The organism is Maribacter sedimenticola (genome assembly GCF_900188415.1).
Classification (GTDB): Bacteria; Bacteroidota; Bacteroidia; order Flavobacteriales; family Flavobacteriaceae; genus Maribacter; species Maribacter sedimenticola.
Genome location: NZ_FZNV01000003.1, coordinates 676,248 through 692,952 on the forward strand (window position 1 = coordinate 676,248; position 16,705 = coordinate 692,952).

General features: G+C 35.2%; 13 protein-coding genes. 9 read left to right on the forward strand and 4 right to left on the reverse strand.

Annotated elements, in window-relative coordinates; translation table 11 throughout:
- Positions 1 to 378 precede the first annotated feature (378 nt).
- Both CHB68_RS12310 and CHB68_RS18575 read right to left on the reverse strand, forming a co-directional pair.
- The gene (locus CHB68_RS12310; protein ID WP_089261172.1) at positions 379 to 651 is read right to left on the reverse strand and encodes a hypothetical protein; all 273 of its coding nucleotides are present in this window, start codon (positions 649 to 651) and stop codon (positions 379 to 381) included.
- A gap of 36 nt (positions 652 to 687) precedes the next feature.
- The gene (locus CHB68_RS18575; RefSeq protein ID WP_179213197.1) at positions 688 to 846 is read right to left on the reverse strand and encodes a hypothetical protein; all 159 of its coding nucleotides are present in this window, start codon (positions 844 to 846) and stop codon (positions 688 to 690) included.
- A 375-nt stretch (positions 847 to 1,221) separates the two neighbouring features.
- Between CHB68_RS18575 and CHB68_RS12315 the strand changes: the two genes are divergently transcribed.
- From CHB68_RS12315 to CHB68_RS12355, 9 genes are read left to right on the forward strand one after another with little or no spacing between them, the layout of a single operon-like run.
- Positions 1,222 to 4,002, forward strand: coding sequence for a type I restriction endonuclease subunit R (locus CHB68_RS12315; RefSeq protein ID WP_089261173.1), 2,781 nt, complete (start codon positions 1,222 to 1,224; stop codon positions 4,000 to 4,002).
- Positions 4,003 to 5,607 (forward strand): type I restriction-modification system subunit M, encoded by a 1,605-nt coding sequence (locus tag CHB68_RS12320; RefSeq protein WP_089261174.1) that lies wholly within the window; start codon positions 4,003 to 4,005, stop codon positions 5,605 to 5,607.
- A complete protein-coding gene (locus tag CHB68_RS12325) occupies positions 5,607 to 7,028 on the forward strand; it encodes a restriction endonuclease subunit S (RefSeq protein ID WP_089261175.1) in 1,422 nt (473 codons plus the stop codon). Before CHB68_RS12320 ends, CHB68_RS12325 begins: the two co-directional genes overlap by 1 nt.
- Positions 7,009 to 8,841, forward strand: coding sequence for a restriction system-associated AAA family ATPase (locus CHB68_RS12330; protein WP_089261176.1), 1,833 nt, complete (start codon positions 7,009 to 7,011; stop codon positions 8,839 to 8,841). The genes CHB68_RS12325 and CHB68_RS12330 overlap by 20 nt, the downstream gene beginning before the upstream one ends.
- 2 nt (positions 8,842 to 8,843) lie before the next feature.
- Positions 8,844 to 9,944, forward strand: coding sequence for a hypothetical protein (locus CHB68_RS12335; RefSeq protein ID WP_089261177.1), 1,101 nt, complete (start codon positions 8,844 to 8,846; stop codon positions 9,942 to 9,944).
- A 9-nt stretch (positions 9,945 to 9,953) separates the two neighbouring features.
- Positions 9,954 to 10,592 carry a hypothetical protein gene (locus CHB68_RS12340; protein WP_089261178.1) on the forward strand — a complete coding sequence of 213 codons (639 nt, stop codon included), beginning with the start codon at positions 9,954 to 9,956 and terminating at the stop codon, positions 10,590 to 10,592.
- On the forward strand, positions 10,589 to 10,999 hold the full coding sequence (locus CHB68_RS12345; protein ID WP_089261179.1) for a hypothetical protein: 411 nt from the start codon (positions 10,589 to 10,591) through the stop codon (positions 10,997 to 10,999). Before CHB68_RS12340 ends, CHB68_RS12345 begins: the two co-directional genes overlap by 4 nt.
- A gap of 15 nt (positions 11,000 to 11,014) precedes the next feature.
- A complete protein-coding gene (locus tag CHB68_RS12350; RefSeq protein ID WP_089261180.1) occupies positions 11,015 to 11,710 on the forward strand; it encodes a uracil-DNA glycosylase family protein in 696 nt (231 codons plus the stop codon).
- A gap of 1 nt (position 11,711) precedes the next feature.
- On the forward strand, positions 11,712 to 13,181 hold the full coding sequence (locus tag CHB68_RS12355) for a DUF2779 domain-containing protein (RefSeq protein WP_089261181.1): 1,470 nt from the start codon (positions 11,712 to 11,714) through the stop codon (positions 13,179 to 13,181).
- Here CHB68_RS12355 and CHB68_RS12360 read toward each other — a convergent pair.
- Together CHB68_RS12360 and CHB68_RS12365 are read right to left on the reverse strand one after the other, a co-directional pair.
- Complete coding sequence (locus tag CHB68_RS12360) at positions 13,178 to 14,962, reverse strand: amidohydrolase family protein (RefSeq protein WP_089261182.1); 1,785 nt, start codon at positions 14,960 to 14,962, stop codon at positions 13,178 to 13,180. The genes CHB68_RS12355 and CHB68_RS12360 overlap by 4 nt on opposite strands.
- Positions 14,949 to 16,661, reverse strand: coding sequence for a hypothetical protein (locus CHB68_RS12365; protein WP_089261183.1), 1,713 nt, complete (start codon positions 16,659 to 16,661; stop codon positions 14,949 to 14,951). Before CHB68_RS12365 ends, CHB68_RS12360 begins: the two co-directional genes overlap by 14 nt.
- Positions 16,662 to 16,705 lie beyond the last annotated feature (44 nt).

Sequence of the window (16,705 nt, forward strand, 5' to 3'; positions counted from 1 at the left end):
ATTTTGATAATATGCCCATAATTAGTACAATTTTTACATCTTGCAACCTTTAAATGCAACATTAGTGTTATTATTGTTCAAAACCGATTTTATACAGAAGCCTTTCGTGCTTTAAGATAATTGTTTAACATTAACCCGAATAAGGCTGCCCAAATGATGCGAAAGACCCAAATGTTAAATTCAAAACCGAAGAATCGTCCGGTGTCGTTCATGGTATAAAAACTGTAACCAATTTCCACCAACGCAATTGCCATTCCTATAATAGGTATTATTTTTCTCATCATGTGTTCTTTAATTATGCTATGCAAACTATAGCGCCTACTGCTATTCTGTTTGCTTTTTTAGGATACACATTGTCCATGTTAATGACAACCCCCTTTACTGATCACTGGTATTGTCGTTGGACTTGTTGTACTTGGTAAAGGCCACCTTTTTATCTTCCAGAATCTTATAAAACCGCCGGTGGCTTATCTTAAGGTCCTTGGTAATTTGGGCCACCTTTTTCTTTTTCTTCTTGTACAGTTTGATCTCTTCCGTAACCGCCTTGTTGAAGTAGTGTTTTTCAAGTGCGGCTACCACCTCCAATGCCGTTTTGTTGTTCGTTTCCACATAGTGATCAATAGCACGCTTTATTTCCTGTAGCCCTTTCATAATTTAAATCTGTAAACAAGTAAGTTACAAAATTATCTATGCATATTTACTCATTAGCAAGGCATACTTGTCAATGTCTTCTAAGGAATGGTTGCCATAATCGTTGACCACGTTAAACTTTATATTGTTGTTGGCCAAGAATGTAGCTACTCTTTCCAACTCTTCTGGGGAACCTTTAATTTCAATTTTTGCCATGGATAGGTACTCGTGTTTATACGCTATAAATGTAGTAGTTTTCTTTCAATGATAATGTATATGAAGCCTACGCCCCATTTATTGAGCGCCAAAGTTACTGGTTTTTTTGCACTACCCTAGCCTAATAGTACAGCCGTAAGGTGAATTTTATCCCCTAAGAAAATATTAATTGGTCTTTAAGCATCTTTTCCTGGAAAACATTACGGCTTTCCGTAATGAATGGTTTAAAAGTAATAGTACTTTTCAAAGGTTAAAAAAAGGGGGATGTATTGCTGGTTTCCCTGCTTTTTACAGATGGATTGATTAATTTGGTGGTATGAAATGATCTTCCCCCGCTAATTTGGATTACTTTATAGAGTTTTCTATTTAGAAATAATGATAAACGAGAAACAAACACGTAAAAAACTAATTGACCACCACTTGAAATCAGCAGGGTGGAATATTAATGATTTTACCCAAGTGGTCTCGGAGTATTCAGTAATCTCGAAATCTAATGAGCCTTCTCTTGAGTACGGCACCACCTTCAGCGATTATGTTCTTTTGGGCAAAGACGGCAAACCTCTGGCAGTGGTAGAAGCAAAACGGACTTCGAAAGACGCTGCATTAGGTAAGGAACAAGCCAAGCAATACTGTTTGGGCATTGAAAAAGAAACCGGGGTTTTGCCTTTTTGCTTTTACACGAACGGGTTGGATATCTTCTTTTGGGACCTGAACAATTATCCTCCGAAAAAAGTTATTGGTTTTCCTTCGCGTGATGATTTAGAAAGGTATGACTATATAAGAAAACGAAAAAAACCTCTTGCAACCGAATTAATCAATACGGCAATAGCCGGAAGGGATTATCAGATACAAGCGATTCGTGCGGTGATGGAAGCTATTGAACGTAAGAGAACCAAGTTTCTATTGGTGATGGCAACAGGTACTGGCAAAACAAGAGCCTGCATTGCATTAACCGATTCTTTGATGCGTGCAAGCTGGGCTGAACGTGTTTTGTTCTTGGTAGATAGAATCGCCTTACGAGATCAGGCTTTGGATGCCTTCAAAGACCACTTGCCAAACGAACCAACATGGCCCAAGAGAGGTGAAAAATCAATTTCGACGGACAGACGAATTTACGTTTCCACCTATCCTACAATGCTCAATATTGTCAAAGATGAAGAGAACACCTTATCCCCTCATTTCTTTGATTTGATTGTGATAGATGAAAGCCACCGGTCAATTTATAATACCTACCAAGAAGTTTTAAGTTATTTTAATACCATAACTCTTGGGTTGACCGCCACCCCTACCGATGTTATTGACCATAATACATTTGAGTTGTTCGAATGTGAAGATGGGCTACCAACTTTTGCTTATTCCTATGAAGAGGCTGTGAATAATATTCCACCTTATCTCTGCAATTTTGAAGTGATGAAGATTCATACCAAATTTCAAGATGAAGGCATTAGTAAGCGTACTGTTTCTTTAGAGGACCAAAAAAAATTATTGAAGGAAGGACGTGATATTGAAGAAATCAATTATGAGGGGACACAACTTGAAAAATCAGTAAGAAACCGTGGAACAAATGCCTTGATCGTTCGTGAATTTATGGAGGAATCCATAAAGGACCCTAATGGCGTACTACCAGGCAAAAGTATATTCTTCTGTCAATCGATTCCACAAGCCAGGCAGGTAGAGGAAGTTTTCGATAAGCTTTATCCTGAATATAACGGGGAACTGGCCAAAGTTTTAGTATCCGATGACCCTAGGGTATATGGTAAGGGGGGATTATTAGATCAGTTTAAATTGAACAATATGCCCAGAGTGGCCATTAGCGTAGATATGTTGGATACCGGTATCGATGTTCGCGAATTGGTAAATTTAGTTTTTGCCAAACCTGTGTACTCGTACACCAAATTCTGGCAGATGATCGGTCGTGGTACTCGCCTGCTGGAACCAACGGCTATGAAACCTTGGTGTGTTGAAAAAGATGTCTTTAGAATTATCGACTGTTGGGATAATTTCGAATACTTTAAGCTCAACCCAAAAGGCGTAGAAAACAAAAAACAAGTGCCTTTACCCGTCCGTTTTGCGGGATTAAGGATAGATAAAATTGAATTGGCATTGGAGTTGGATGAAATGGACATTGCCTTAAAGGAAATTGAACTCTTCCGAACACAGCTAAAGAACCTACCTAAAGATTCGGTGGTCATCCAAGATGCACAAACTCCTTTGCTCAAAGCCATGAAAGCCGATTTTTGGGAAAATTTAGACGCTAAAAGCTTCGATTTCCTAAGAGAAATTATCACTCCTTTATTCAGAACGGTCTCACAAGTTGATTTTAAGGCCATGCGCTTTAAAAAAGACGTATTGGAGACTTCGTTGGCACATCTAGAGGAAAATGCTGAGCAGTTAACAATCCTCAAAGAAAATGTTCAAGAAAAGGTGTCCCTTCTGCCCTTGTCGGTAAACGTGGTCGAAAAAGAGGCGGGTTATATCAAAAAAGTGCTTACCAATAACTATTGGGCGACTATTACAGACCTGGAGTTTGACGTGCTTGCCCAAAAGCTCGCTCCCTTAATGCGCTATGTTGACAAACCTGTTACGGGTAGTGGCATGGATCATTTGAATCTAAGGGATGTTGTCACCACAAAGGAGTTCGTGGAATTCGGGCCCCAGCACGAATCGGTTAGTATTTCCCGATATCGAGAAATGGTAGAGCAAAAAATCACTGAGCTTTTAAAGCGCAACCCTATACTGCAAAGCATAAAGGAAGGGAAACAAATTACGGCCGAAGAAGCGGAGCAATTGGCCAAAGAACTGCATTCGGAAGACCCTCATATTACCGAAACCCTATTACAAAAAGTGTACAAAAACCAACGTGCCAGTTTCTTGCAATTTATAAAGCATATTTTGGGCATTGAGGTATTGGAAAGCTTTGATGAAACTGTCAGCAAAAAAGTTGCTGAATTTATACAAACACACACTACCTTGAGCACCCGACAAATTGAGTTTTTAAATCTCTTGCGCGATTATATTATAGAACGCGGCCAAATACATAAACGTAATTTAATGGAAGCCCCCTTTACGGTCATTCACCCAAAAGGGATACAGGGAGTATTTAACCCTAAGGAAATTAAAGAAATAATAACATTAACAGAACAATTGGTAGCATAAATGAGCTTATTACAAAGTAACCCAGAAATAAAATCGAAAATTCAGGAACTCTGGAACAAGTTCTGGAGTGGCGGTATCTCAAACCCATTAACAGCCATTGAGCAGATTACTTATTTGCTCTTTATGAAAAAACTGGACGAGAACGATCGCGACGCTCAATCAAAAGCTGAGTTTACCGAAGAACCCTATACATCTCGTTTTGAAGGGGTGTTCCAACTGCCAAATAGTGACCTGAAAATTGAAAAGCAACAATTGCGCTGGAGCGAGTTTAAGCGATTGCCCGGCGAGGAGATGCTGCAACGGGTTCAACAATATGTTTTTCCCTTTATCAAAACACTGGACACCGATGACTCGCCTTTTGTAAAACATATGCGCAATGCGGTCTTTATCATTCCCAAACCTTCTTTGTTGGTAGAAGCGGTAAAGATTATCGATGGGATATATGAAGAAATGGAAAGGGATGCCTCTGAAAAGGGACAGGATTTTCAGGATATTCAAGGGGATGTGTACGAATACTTATTGAGCGAAATTGCAAGTGCGGGTAAAAACGGACAGTTTAGAACTCCAAGACATATCATTAAATTATTGGTAGAGTTGGTAGCGCCGCAATTGGGCAACCGTATTGCAGATCCTGCCTGTGGTACTGGGGGTTTTTTATTGGATGCTTACCAGTATTTAATTACCAACTTACCCGGTAATAAAGTTAAGGTTAACCCAGACGATGACGGTTTTATACGCTCTAGCAAAGCATCTAGTTATGACAAAAAAACTAAAGACATTTTAGATAAAAGCTTACAAGGCTATGATATAGACCAGACCATGGTACGTTTGGGGCTGATGAACCTAATGATGCACGGTATAGAAAGCCCCCAGATAGATTATACCGATACCCTGAGCAAAAGTTATAATGAAACCAGCCAGTACGATGTGGTATTGGCCAACCCACCCTTTACAGGCAATATAGATAAAGGTGACATTAACGAAAGCTTACAATTAGGCACCACAAAAACAGAGCTGCTGTTTATTGAGCGTATCTACCAAATGTTGCGCATGGGGGGTACGGCCGGTATCGTAGTGCCCCAAGGGGTGCTATTTGGAAGTGGCAAGGCCTTTAAAGAGGCCCGAAAGCTGATGATCGAAAAAAGTGAACTTAAGGCAGTGATTACCGTTCCCAGTGGCGTTTTTAAACCTTATGCCGGGGTTAGTACTGCTCTCCTGATTTTTACCAAAGGCGGAGAGACCGAAAATGTGTGGTTCTATAACATGGAAAGCGATGGCTATAGCTTGGATGATAAAAGGACCAAGTTAGAAGGTTACGGAGACCTGCAAGATATTGTCACCAAATACAAGAGTGCTAAACCGGCCTCTGAGAACAACCGGAAACGCAAATGTTTTACCGTACCCAAAAAAGAGATTGTTGCAGAAGGTTACGATTTGAGTTTTTCCCGCTATAAAGAAGAAGTATATGAGGAAATTGAATATGAAAAACCCAAAGTGATTTTGGAAAAACTATTGGGAACATTTGGAGAGGATGGTGAAATTATAGAAAAGGGCCTAGAGCAACAAATTAGTGATAAACTGAACAAATTGAAAGAGTTGTTTTAATGGATATACAAATAAAACCATTTTCTAAGGTTCTAGATGATTCCACTAGAAAATTCAAAAAAATTCCTAAAGGTGAATATCTGTCGGAAGGCCTTTACCCTATTATAGACCAGTCCAAAGATTTTATTGCAGGTTATACTAACGATGAAAATCTTGTGAATAGCCAAAATCTTCCTGTTATAATTTTTGGTGATCATACTAAAGCAATAAAATATGTAGATTTTCCAATCGCACTAGGTGCTGATGGGGCGAAAGCATTAACATTAAAAACCGATTATGCTCGATATGTATACTATACTTTAAAAAATCTGAAGCTACCTGAAGCTGGTTATAGTCGACATTTTAAGTTTTTAAAGGAAAGTAAACTTGCCATTCCAAAAAAAATTGACGACCAAAAACGCATAGCGCAAGTCCTGACCGATTGTGAAGAACTCATTGCCAAGCGAAAAGAAAGTATTGCCCTATTAGATGAGTTGTTGAAAAGTACTTTTTTGGAAATGTTTGGGGATATAAGAGCGAAGAAATCACCATATAAATGGGAGAAGTTTCGGCCATATATAAAGGCTCAAAGTGGTAAGTCAAGCAAGTTGGTTAAGTCTATTGAAAAAACTGATTTTCCGATTTATGGTGGAAATGGCACAAATGGTTGGGCCACAAAACCATTATATAATAAGCCAATAATTATAGCGGGAAGAGTTGGGCAACATTGTGGCGTAATACATAAAGTTAATCAGCCTTGCTGGGTTACAGACAACGCTATTGTTTTGACAATTCTAAACAAAGAAAAGCTTAACATAACTTATCTCTCTTTTGCTTTATCTAATTCACCAATTCTAGAAAAAGTTAAACAACTTGATTTACCCTTTATAAATCAATCAATGATTTTAGATATTACCGTGCCCATTCCACCTTTTGAAATTCAGAACAAATTTGAAAAAATTGTTAAAGAAATAGAAAAAGCAAATGAACTCTTTCAAAACCACTTATTTGAATTGGAAAACCTCTACGGTCGTTTAAGTCAAGATGCTTTTAAAGGGGAGTTGGATTTGAGTAAGGTGGTGTTGAGGGAGGAGTTTTTAGAAGATTTTGAATCATCAACTAGTAAAGAAAACTTAATAGAAGAAAAAGAATCCAAAGATTCAAATATATTTTCCAATACCCTTTTTGACGTAACTGAAATAGACACATACCTTGAAAATCTTATAAAAAGCAATTTTGGTGTAGAAAGCTTTGTTTTTGATGATATTAAAGATTTGCTATTTCAAGATTCTAAGATTCAAGATTATCAAGACAATTATGATTATTGGAAAACGAATTTCTTTAGTCTGCTGAAAAAAGAGAATAGCCAAATAGAGCAGTGTTTTGACACTGAAGAAGGCCGTATAAAATTTAAACTTAAAGATGAAGTTAATCAGGTTTAAATTAAATAGCCAAGGAGGTTTTCGTTCTCTTCCTGAGGGTTTCGAAATACATTTTCTCAGAGATTTTCATCATGATGAAGCAACTGAGTTTAACCCTTATGTTTTAGCGGGGCTGAATGGTAGTGGTAAGTCGAACATTTTAGAAGTACTAGCAGAGATTTTCTATCATCTGGACTGCATGTTTCTGTCTAAACGACCTGACTATTTTGACACTACAGAAGAAAACCCGAAAGGTTTTAACCCGGAATCTAGTTTAATAGAGGCCTATGAATTAGAGTACTTTACATTTTTGGATTCCGAAACCTTTTCTGATTTGGATGTTTCAAAAAAAGCGGAAATTCATATTACCAAAAAGGCACAAGAACGCCCGAAAATAAACTGGGTAAACCAAGAAGCGTTTCGCAAGGTCAAAGAACTTTCCAGGGCTGAATCAAAAGCCCTGTTGCCTGAATTTGTTGTAGGCTATGCCTCTGGTCTCAACCAAACGCTTAGTTTGCCATTTTTTAAAAGTCGATTTTTACAATACGATGCCTACCTAGAAAATTTAAAAACCGGGGAGTATGTAGCACCAAGGCCCGAATCATCATTGGTTTTTCTAGACAATACATTTAGTCAGGCAATACTGTTATCCAATTTATTGATGAATAATTTGGAAGATGAAAACAGTGTGCTAGGTCCTTTTAAGAATTATGTAAATCTATCGGATATTGAATCCTTTAGATTAATCATAAAAACAAGTGTTAAAGCGGAAATTCATAGCGAAATAACGTATGAGGACGGCATTCCGAATAATGGTAATGAAATAAGAAAGTATAATATTTTTGAGAGTTTAAGGGGGGTGGATGGTAGTAGGAAAAATTATACTCAATCGTATCTTGAAAAATTAAAACGCTGTGCTACGGCCTATAGCGAGAAAAGCTTTTTAGAGAATGAGGTTTATGATAGTGAATTGACATTTGAAGCAGATGAAACCAAATACCTTTATTTAGATTATTTAGTGAACGATGCAACCAAGGAAGCCTTTCAACTCCATTTTGACCATGACCCCCTTAAACTATTTGAATTGTTTCAGCTCTTACTGATTTTCAATAATTATGAATTCAGCATCCAAGAAAAACATGCAACCCTAGGGTCAAAAAACATCTTTCTTGTTAATGACATGCAACGTCAACCCAAAGAAAATGATAGGGTTCTCCGATTTAAAGACTTATATATTAAAAAGGAAGGGGTAGCCAATTCAATTTATACAAAAAACCTGTCCGATGGAGAACACCAGTTTTTACACACACTAGGACTCTGTCTACTTTTTAAAGATACAAGGAGCTTATTTCTGTTAGATGAACCCGAAACGCACTTCAATCCTGATTGGAAGGCAAAATACATTTCCAGTATAAGAAACAGTTTTAAGAAAGAAGAATTGGATAGTACGATGACGATGCGAGAAATGCTTATTACCACACATTCTCCATTTTTGATTTCCGATAGTGAAATGCAGTATGTTCTACTATTTGATAAAGATGAGCAAACAAGGAAGGTAAAAGAGGTTCTTAGACCTGACTTTCAAACTTTTGGAACCTCTGTTAATAAAATTGGCATTAGATTGTTTGCAATGCCTAATACTATAGGAGAATTTGCTCAAGCCAAGGTTACGGAGTTTAGAGAGAAAAGCTCTAATTTGAGAAATAATGAAGAAAAGGAGGACCTTATCAAAAAAATAAAGGAATCGCTTGGAGAATCTGTAGAGCGAACTCTTCTTATACATGAAATTCTAGAGTCTATGGATGACGAAAGTCCTAACCCAATGCCAGCCTAAAAATGCACTTTACATTTACCTACATACCGCATAATATTGAAAAGCTACAAGAATATTTAGATTTCTTGTTTTATGAGGTATGGTTAAAGGCAGATGGTGATTTCGATGCGGATAAATTGTCTGGTCATCCAGAGCTACAGCAGATATACATTGATTTAGGATATAAAGAGGGTAAATGGGCCCAATTTTTTAACTCCTCCATTGAAAATATTTATCGGGAATTTTTAAAGCTAGACTCGAAATATAGAGCCTTTCTGTCCGTCAGGTATGCAAATAACAACAACATTGAAGGGTTGTGCTGCGACAAAACAATTGAACCAATAACCTATGAGGAAATTTCACAATCACACCCTGACCTTTCAAAAGCCCTAAAGTCATTTTATTCAAAATTATACGGTAGTAATTCTCCTTTTAATCTAGAAGATTTTGGGTTTTTAAATAAGGATCTTATTACGGATTATGACATGGCTTTTATGGAAAAAAACAATCAACAAGTTTGTCCTTTTTGTGCCTTAACCCACCTAAAAGCAAATAACCACAGCTATAGAGAGGCCTATGACCATTACATCCCTAAAGGTTCTTATCCATTTAATGTGCTAAATTTTAGAAACTTAGCACCCATGTGCAACGAGTGTAATAGTACATATAAACTATCCAAAAGTCCATTGTACCCTATTGACCCCTTAAAAGGAAAAAATGCAAGAACCAAGGCTTTTTATCCCTATGCAGATGATCATCCTGAAATTTCATTCAAAATTGAAATATCCAATTCTAATATCCTAAATCTTACTCCAGATGATATTTCTATCACAATACATGCAGATTCTGGTTATAAGGAAGAAATTGAAACATGGATGAGAGTTTTTGGTTTAGAAGAACGCTATAAAGCAACTTTATGTAGCCCTAATGATGGTCAAGTTTGGTTCAACAAAGCTATCGATGAATTCGAAAATGCAAAAGAGCTGGCAAATATTGTTGACTATGATGTTTTCTATAAACGCATCTTAAGGGAAGCGCAAAAATACCCGCTTTCGGACAAAGGTTTTTTAAAAGCTCAGTTTTTGGAAGAGTGTCGAAAAAAAGGGTTATTCAATTCAATTTAAAATTTACTTATGGAAGGAATTATTGTAAAATACATTGCTCAAAACAATCAAAAATTCCATCGCTATAATTCTTGGAATCACTGTTATAGTGCCTTTGAAAATAAAAACTTAGACACCAATACACTTGCCCTATATTTAGGAATGTATTTAGCCAGTTGGGGTATGTACAGAGGGTCAAGTGGTTTGCTCCAAAAAGACTATTTGGTGCATGAAGGTGCGGTTGAAATACTCAAGAGTTTTTCACACTTAAGATGTTCTGGAGAACATGAAGTAAACAAATTATCAATACCAGAAATTGAAAAATTAATCACACTTCTTAAAAAACATTATCGTTCTTTTCAGTTCGAGACCCTAAAAGGGGTTACCAAAAACATTTCACCTACAGATACATTAATCAGTAAAATATTATTAGGAACTCTTGGCTGCGTTCCTGCGTTTGACCGCTTTTTTATTGAGGGTGTCATTAAAAAAGAAGAAGCGTTCAAATCACTTCAAAAGAATAGCTTAGAAAAATTATTTGAGTATGCTGATAATAATGAGAAGATGAAAATGCTTCAAAAGAAATACTCTGAATATCCAAAAATGAAGCTTGTCGATATGTATTTCTGGCAAGTTGGTTTTAATAAAAACAGAAAGGATAAGAAATGAATTTTAAAGAAAAGTATAAACCAGTATCCTATTCGTCCCTTAATTCTAAACAAAAAGAGAACTACAATTTTCATAAAGTTGCCGCAACGTTAGCTGACTATGGTTTTAATTCTTTACGTCTAAACGATGATTGGCAAGGAGCTGATTTTATATCCGTTCATGTTTCCGGTGCGGATATACTCAAAATTCAATTAAAAGCTCGTTTTACAATTGACAAGAAATATATTGGCAAAGATTTGTATATAGCCTTTATAGAAGAAGGAAAAGTGAAATTATATTACCATGATGATGCTATTAATATGATTCCCGAAAACATAGAAAATTCAACATCTTGGATTAGAGATGGCCTCTATACCTGGGGTAAAACTCCTGTAATATATGAACCAATAATTTCAATTTTGAATTGATAAAAACTTCATATTATGACTTTTGCAGATAAGGTTATTACTTTCAATAAAGAGCTGAATTTGCCAGATACGGTTCAATTACCAAAGAACATTGCAATTATGAATCCTTTTAAGGATAATGGTAAAGAGACTGTCAAATTATCTACAGAGTTCTACAAGAGATATTTTTCAGATCATAAGAAACGTCACCTAGTTCTAGGTGTAAACCCTGGTAAAAACGGCGCTGGTGTAACCGGTATACCCTTTACCTCTCCACAAAACTTAAAAGAATCTTGCAACATTTTCTGTGAACAAAATCACCATGAGGTTTCGGGTGCCTTTATATACCGCATGATAAAACAATATGGAACTATTGAGGACTTTTACAGTAAGTTTTTTATAAGTAATGTTAGTCCTTTAGGCTACATCAAAAGAAACGAAAACAATGAAGAAATTAATAAGAACTATTATGACTATATTGATTTAATGGTCTCTACCACTCCCTTCATCATCGAAACCTTAAAAAAACAAATTGAATTTGGTATTTACACTGACAAAGTATTTTGCCTTGGAAATGGAGATAATTACAATTACCTATACAATCTAAACAAAGAGTATGGTTTATTTGACCAAGTAATAGCTTTGCCTCACCCAAGATATATTGCTCAGTATAAAAGAAAACAAGAAACAAAATATATTGACCTTTATCTAGAACAGTTTAAAAGTATCTAATATGCAACTCACCAAAACCGACTTTATACATTACCTACAATGTCCAGAAAGTTTTTGGTTGGCAAAAAAAGAACCTGAGAAATATCCAAAAGGGGAGTATTCACTCTTTTTACAAAAGTTGATCAATGAGGGCTATGAGGTAGAAAGTTATGTAGGTGAATTATTCCCTAACGCAATAGTGTTATCAAATTTTGCAAATCCATTAGAAACAAAGGGAGCTCTAAACAAAGGGGGAGAAACCTTTCTACAACCTTCTTTCATAACCGAAAAAGGAGTATTTGCCCGTATTGATGCATTGGAAAAACTTGCCGATGGTAGTTGGCATTTATACGAGGTGAAATCTTCTGTTAGGGTTAGTGAAAAACCCGCACACAACCATATATACGATGTCTGTTTTCAAAAATATGTGCTAGAACAAAATGGTTTAGTTATTTCTAGATGTAGCATAATTCATCTCAATGGAGAGTTTATAAGGAAAGGGGAAATAAAAGCAGAAGATCTTCTGACCATTACAGATGTTACCGAAAAAGTGGAAAACGCCTTTTCTGATATAGTAAACAAGATTCATGCAGCACTCCAACTATTGAAGATTTCCAACTTGTCGTATGAGGGCTGTTCTTGTTTGTATAAAACCCGTGCCAACCATTGTGAGACTTTTGACTTTTTTAATCCCGATGTGCCCCAACCTAGTATCTATGAGCTAAAACGCCTTTTTGAAAAGAAAATAAAGGAGCTTGTAGACTCTAGTAATTATGGCCTTGTGGATGTTCCCGAAGGTTTTGAGCTTACTGCAGGGCAGCAATTACAATATAATTCTTTTGTACAACAAGAACCAATAATCAACATTTATTCAATTAAAAAAACACTAACCGAATTGGAATACCCGCTACATTTTTTTGATTATGAAGCTTATGGTAGCGCTGTACCCAAAATAGATGGCTTAAAGCCTTTTGAACAAATTCCGTTTCAGGTAAGCATACATTCTATGCAAGAAGATGGTTCTTTAAGTCATTTTGAATTTTTATGCGATCAATTGGAGTTTCCAAAAACAATGTTGAAACAAATGCAAGCTTTTACCAAAATGGAAGGCACCTTTGTGTCTTGGCATGCTTCTTACGAGATAGGCACTAACAATCGAATGATTTCATGGTTGCCAGAACATGAGCAGTATCTTGAATATATTAACACCCATATTTTCGATTTAGAAAAAGTGTTTATGAAAGACTATGTGGACTACCGTTTTAAAGGATCTTCTTCCATAAAAAAAGTCTTGCCCGTTTTAGTGCCCAAATTGAGCTATAAAAACCTAAATGTACAGGATGGTACTATGGCTATGGATACATGGGGAAAGATCGCCTTTGATTCCGTTAGCCAAAAAGAAAAAAAACAGATACGACAAGACCTCTTGGAATATTGTAAACTGGATACTTGGGCTATGGTAGAGATTTTTAAAGTTCTGCAAAAACTTTAAAAATTTAGAAATCTTTTCGGGTTAGTATGAGCCAACCTGTTCCACTTTTCATGTCCTAACGTATTTTGCATATCTATCCAATATTGTTTTTCACTTTTATGGTTACTAACAACGTAAAAATCTGTTCCAAAAAGAATACGCTTTCCAATTTTTTTGTTATCCATAATTTCGGATAATAAATTCAGATATTTTAAATCATGTACGGTATAACTGATATCGGTATATACATTATCAAAAGAAAGCATCATCGAAGAAATAATGGAAAACCAATCAACATAATGCCATAAGCTGTATAAAATTGTTAGGTTGTCCATTCTATTTAATAAATCTAACCCAATGGTAGGTTTGTTAATAATAGCATTAGCTTCATCGAAACGATCTTTAGCTAAAAATTCATCCCAATTCTCAGAACCTCCATAATGAGCTAAATTAATTTTTAAATTAGATAAATTTCTATCTAATTTTTTTTCATTATTTTCTGGGTCATAGCCAAATAATTTGTTCAGATTTGAATCGTTGTGAAAATCCAAAACTCTTTTTAAAAATGTTTCGTTAAGCAAGCAGACGTAATTTAAAGGATGTGTAAAATTCCTTTGAAATACTCTATTTTTATGTAAGGGTAGACGAAATGGCTCAATCTTATTCTTTCCTTTCAAATTCTTACCAATTATTTCGTCGAAGACTGGATGACGGTCAATTCCTCTTTTAAAGGTCTTTTTTTTACCTTTTTCTAAATCCTTTAAATTCCCTCTATAAAAAATTGGCCCTACCGAACAGTGAGTTGTTATTGGGATATTATTTTGGGCGCAGTATAACCATAAGGGCAGTAAAGTTTCGTCAAATGGATAATAACCCATTGCTGGATAAATTTTAACCCCTGTACATCCATTTTCAAAATAATCCTTCACTTCTGAGGTACCTAAAATATATTTTCCACTACCATTTAAATTACCCTTAAAGTATGGTTTGCCATTATGGACTTCTATCATCCTTTTTGGATGCGCAAATAGGAATGGATAAATATCTTGGCTGTTACTTTTCTTTATTTTCAAAAGCTGGGCCATTTGTATGCGATATGGCCTTTTAACAGGTCCTGCTGCCATGAATTCCATATCCATAGGCAAAGCAACAAACTTAGTGCCAGGTGGATATTGATTTTTGAGTTTATTAAAAATCCCCTTCATATTACCGTATCCAGCAAAAAGCAGGATATTTCTATATCTTAACATGAACTCTACCCAGTCGTTACCTAGCCTTTTTTTGATGCTCTTCCAGATCAGCGAAAAAAACCAATTCTTGATTTTCTTAAAGAAAAGAAAGATGAACAATATGATAGAGATATAGTAAAATCTTTTAGGAAAAAACAACAGATACTGTGAAATCTCATTTTCATACAATCCATTCAACCAGCCTTTTATGGGCCAAAAAGTAAATATCGGTTGTATGATATAAAGAGCATAAAAAAAGAAAATTATATTTACTACAATTAAAAACACCCTTTTTGCCAACTCAAATATAGGAGACTTTGAAGAACGATATTTTTGCCAGATTTTATTTTTAGCCCTATATCTAAACTTTTTTGCCTGTCGTTTTCTATGTTTTTTTAAAATAGAAATTGCCCATTGTGTATTTAGTAAATAATAAAATGGCCAAATGACAAACCGTTTTACTAAATGGTTAGGAGTATCATTAGCATTAAATATGTGTGTATGGGCGTTTATAAAATATTTTTCATTCCCTATTTCGTTCAACCTTTGTTGATAAATTTTATTTATTTTCATCTGGCGTTGTACTTGATTTTGGCTTAAAACGATTTACAAATGAGGTTAAGTTGGTTGCGTAACCTACTAAAACTTGAGGGAAAATAGCATCTGACGCTGTATGATAAGCGACTCCAACCCTAGCATACACACCGCCAGTAGTTTTTCCTGGATTTGTTAACCAATAAAAATTGGTAGAGACATTAACTAAATTATGTTTAACTAAAAAGGAATTAGATTGATCTTGAATAATTATATCATCTCTAAAATCTCGTTCATTAACTTCTAACTGATCATTCAAATTAAATTCTTCTAAACTCAACATGATATCTGCACCGAAATTATCTTGAGGACGAAACTCAAAATTAACATATGGGCCATGCGAAATGGAAAGCACTTGACCTTTAGTAATTACATCTTGATCACTAGATTGGGTGTTGGAATATTGAAACCCTGTACGATAAAATCCTAAATTATAGCCTAAGGAATAGGTTGAAAACCACCCTTTTGACTCAAAACTTAATACATCCACACCTATCATAGCATTTAGATTGTTCTTTTTCATTAAATCAAAATGAGAAACCATCTCCGTATCAGAAAAGTTTATAAAACGAGAATCATTTTCAAAACTGTTGTTTAAAGCCACATTAGCCGTTAGCTTAAATTGTTTTAATGCGGTCAATTTTGCCCAATTACCTAAATTCAATGGCATTATCAAATCTGCCTGAGCATTGATGAGTGAATTACTATTCTCAGTATTAAATCCCATTAAATCAGAATAAATAATCGCGGTAAAAAAGTCAAAAAAACGTCGCTGTACCACCTTATAAGAATTAGACTCATTCTCTCCATTCGCAAGTCTAAATCGCTGATTGGCTATCGAAAATCCAAAATTCCCTTTGTTTTTTTCTCCGATATTTTTGTAATCGAAAATATCATTTACATGTACTTCAATCTCTTCACCATTTTTGGCTTGTCCTGTTAAAACATATTTAACTCTTACTAATTTACTGGCATTGTCATAAAAATTGAAGGCGCGCAATGGAATACTATACTTATAGTTATATAACTCAATTATCTCATGTTCTTGGCTGTTTTTACATTCGATGGTCGCCTCCACTGAAATTGCAGAAGCTTTATTATTAAAAAATACAATAACGGCATTGTTTAAAATTAGATTTTCTTTTTGATGAGTATGTGTTGTATCTACATTTCGATAATATTTTTGCCTTTCGAATTTGGAGGGAGAATTAATTAGAAATTTCGTTTTATCCTTTAAAACTATGGTTGCAGCATCTTCATCAACAAATTTATCAACGCCTTCTGTAGTTTTTTGGACCTCTGATTTATCATTTTCTATTAGACTATTTACTTTATCCAATAATTGTTCTAGATAAACCCTTTCTTCTGGTCTAACCAAACTGTCATTATCGAAGGCGCTATCAACACCAGATTTAATTGTAAAATCAATAATTGCATCAGCTAACATTTGAGGAAGTATTTTATGATTAAAGCCTTGTGTTGGACCATGACAACTATCTATAGTGCTAGTGCAAATTTTCGCCTTAAATTCTCTTTGAAAATTTTTAACTTTCACCTTATATACACGTTTGTTTAATGAAATGTTGTCTACGGTTATATACTCATCTTTTTCTTCTGTAGATTGGGCCGCTATTAAAATGGGAATTAATAATAGGATAATTGTTATACGCTTAACCATAACTGATTTAAATAATTATTATGCTAAAATTATATTGAACAATA

Excerpts from the sequence above, each read along its gene's own strand:
- CHB68_RS12310 (WP_089261172.1), bottom strand. The coding sequence starts at position 651 with ATGAAAGGGCTACAGGAAATAAAGCGTGCTATTGATCACTATGTGGAA.
- CHB68_RS18575 (WP_179213197.1), bottom strand. The coding sequence starts at position 846 with ATGGCAAAAATTGAAATTAAAGGTTCCCCAGAAGAGTTGGAAAGAGTA.
- CHB68_RS12315 (WP_089261173.1), top strand. The coding sequence starts at position 1,222 with ATGATAAACGAGAAACAAACACGTAAAAAACTAATTGACCACCACTTG.
- CHB68_RS12320 (WP_089261174.1), top strand. The coding sequence starts at position 4,003 with ATGAGCTTATTACAAAGTAACCCAGAAATAAAATCGAAAATTCAGGAA.
- CHB68_RS12325 (WP_089261175.1), top strand. The coding sequence starts at position 5,607 with ATGGATATACAAATAAAACCATTTTCTAAGGTTCTAGATGATTCCACT.
- CHB68_RS12330 (WP_089261176.1), top strand. The coding sequence starts at position 7,009 with ATGAAGTTAATCAGGTTTAAATTAAATAGCCAAGGAGGTTTTCGTTCT.
- CHB68_RS12335 (WP_089261177.1), top strand. The coding sequence starts at position 8,844 with ATGCACTTTACATTTACCTACATACCGCATAATATTGAAAAGCTACAA.
- CHB68_RS12340 (WP_089261178.1), top strand. The coding sequence starts at position 9,954 with ATGGAAGGAATTATTGTAAAATACATTGCTCAAAACAATCAAAAATTC.
- CHB68_RS12345 (WP_089261179.1), top strand. The coding sequence starts at position 10,589 with ATGAATTTTAAAGAAAAGTATAAACCAGTATCCTATTCGTCCCTTAAT.
- CHB68_RS12350 (WP_089261180.1), top strand. The coding sequence starts at position 11,015 with ATGACTTTTGCAGATAAGGTTATTACTTTCAATAAAGAGCTGAATTTG.
- CHB68_RS12355 (WP_089261181.1), top strand. The coding sequence starts at position 11,712 with ATGCAACTCACCAAAACCGACTTTATACATTACCTACAATGTCCAGAA.
- CHB68_RS12360 (WP_089261182.1), bottom strand. The coding sequence starts at position 14,962 with ATGAAAATAAATAAAATTTATCAACAAAGGTTGAACGAAATAGGGAAT.
- CHB68_RS12365 (WP_089261183.1), bottom strand. The coding sequence starts at position 16,661 with ATGGTTAAGCGTATAACAATTATCCTATTATTAATTCCCATTTTAATA.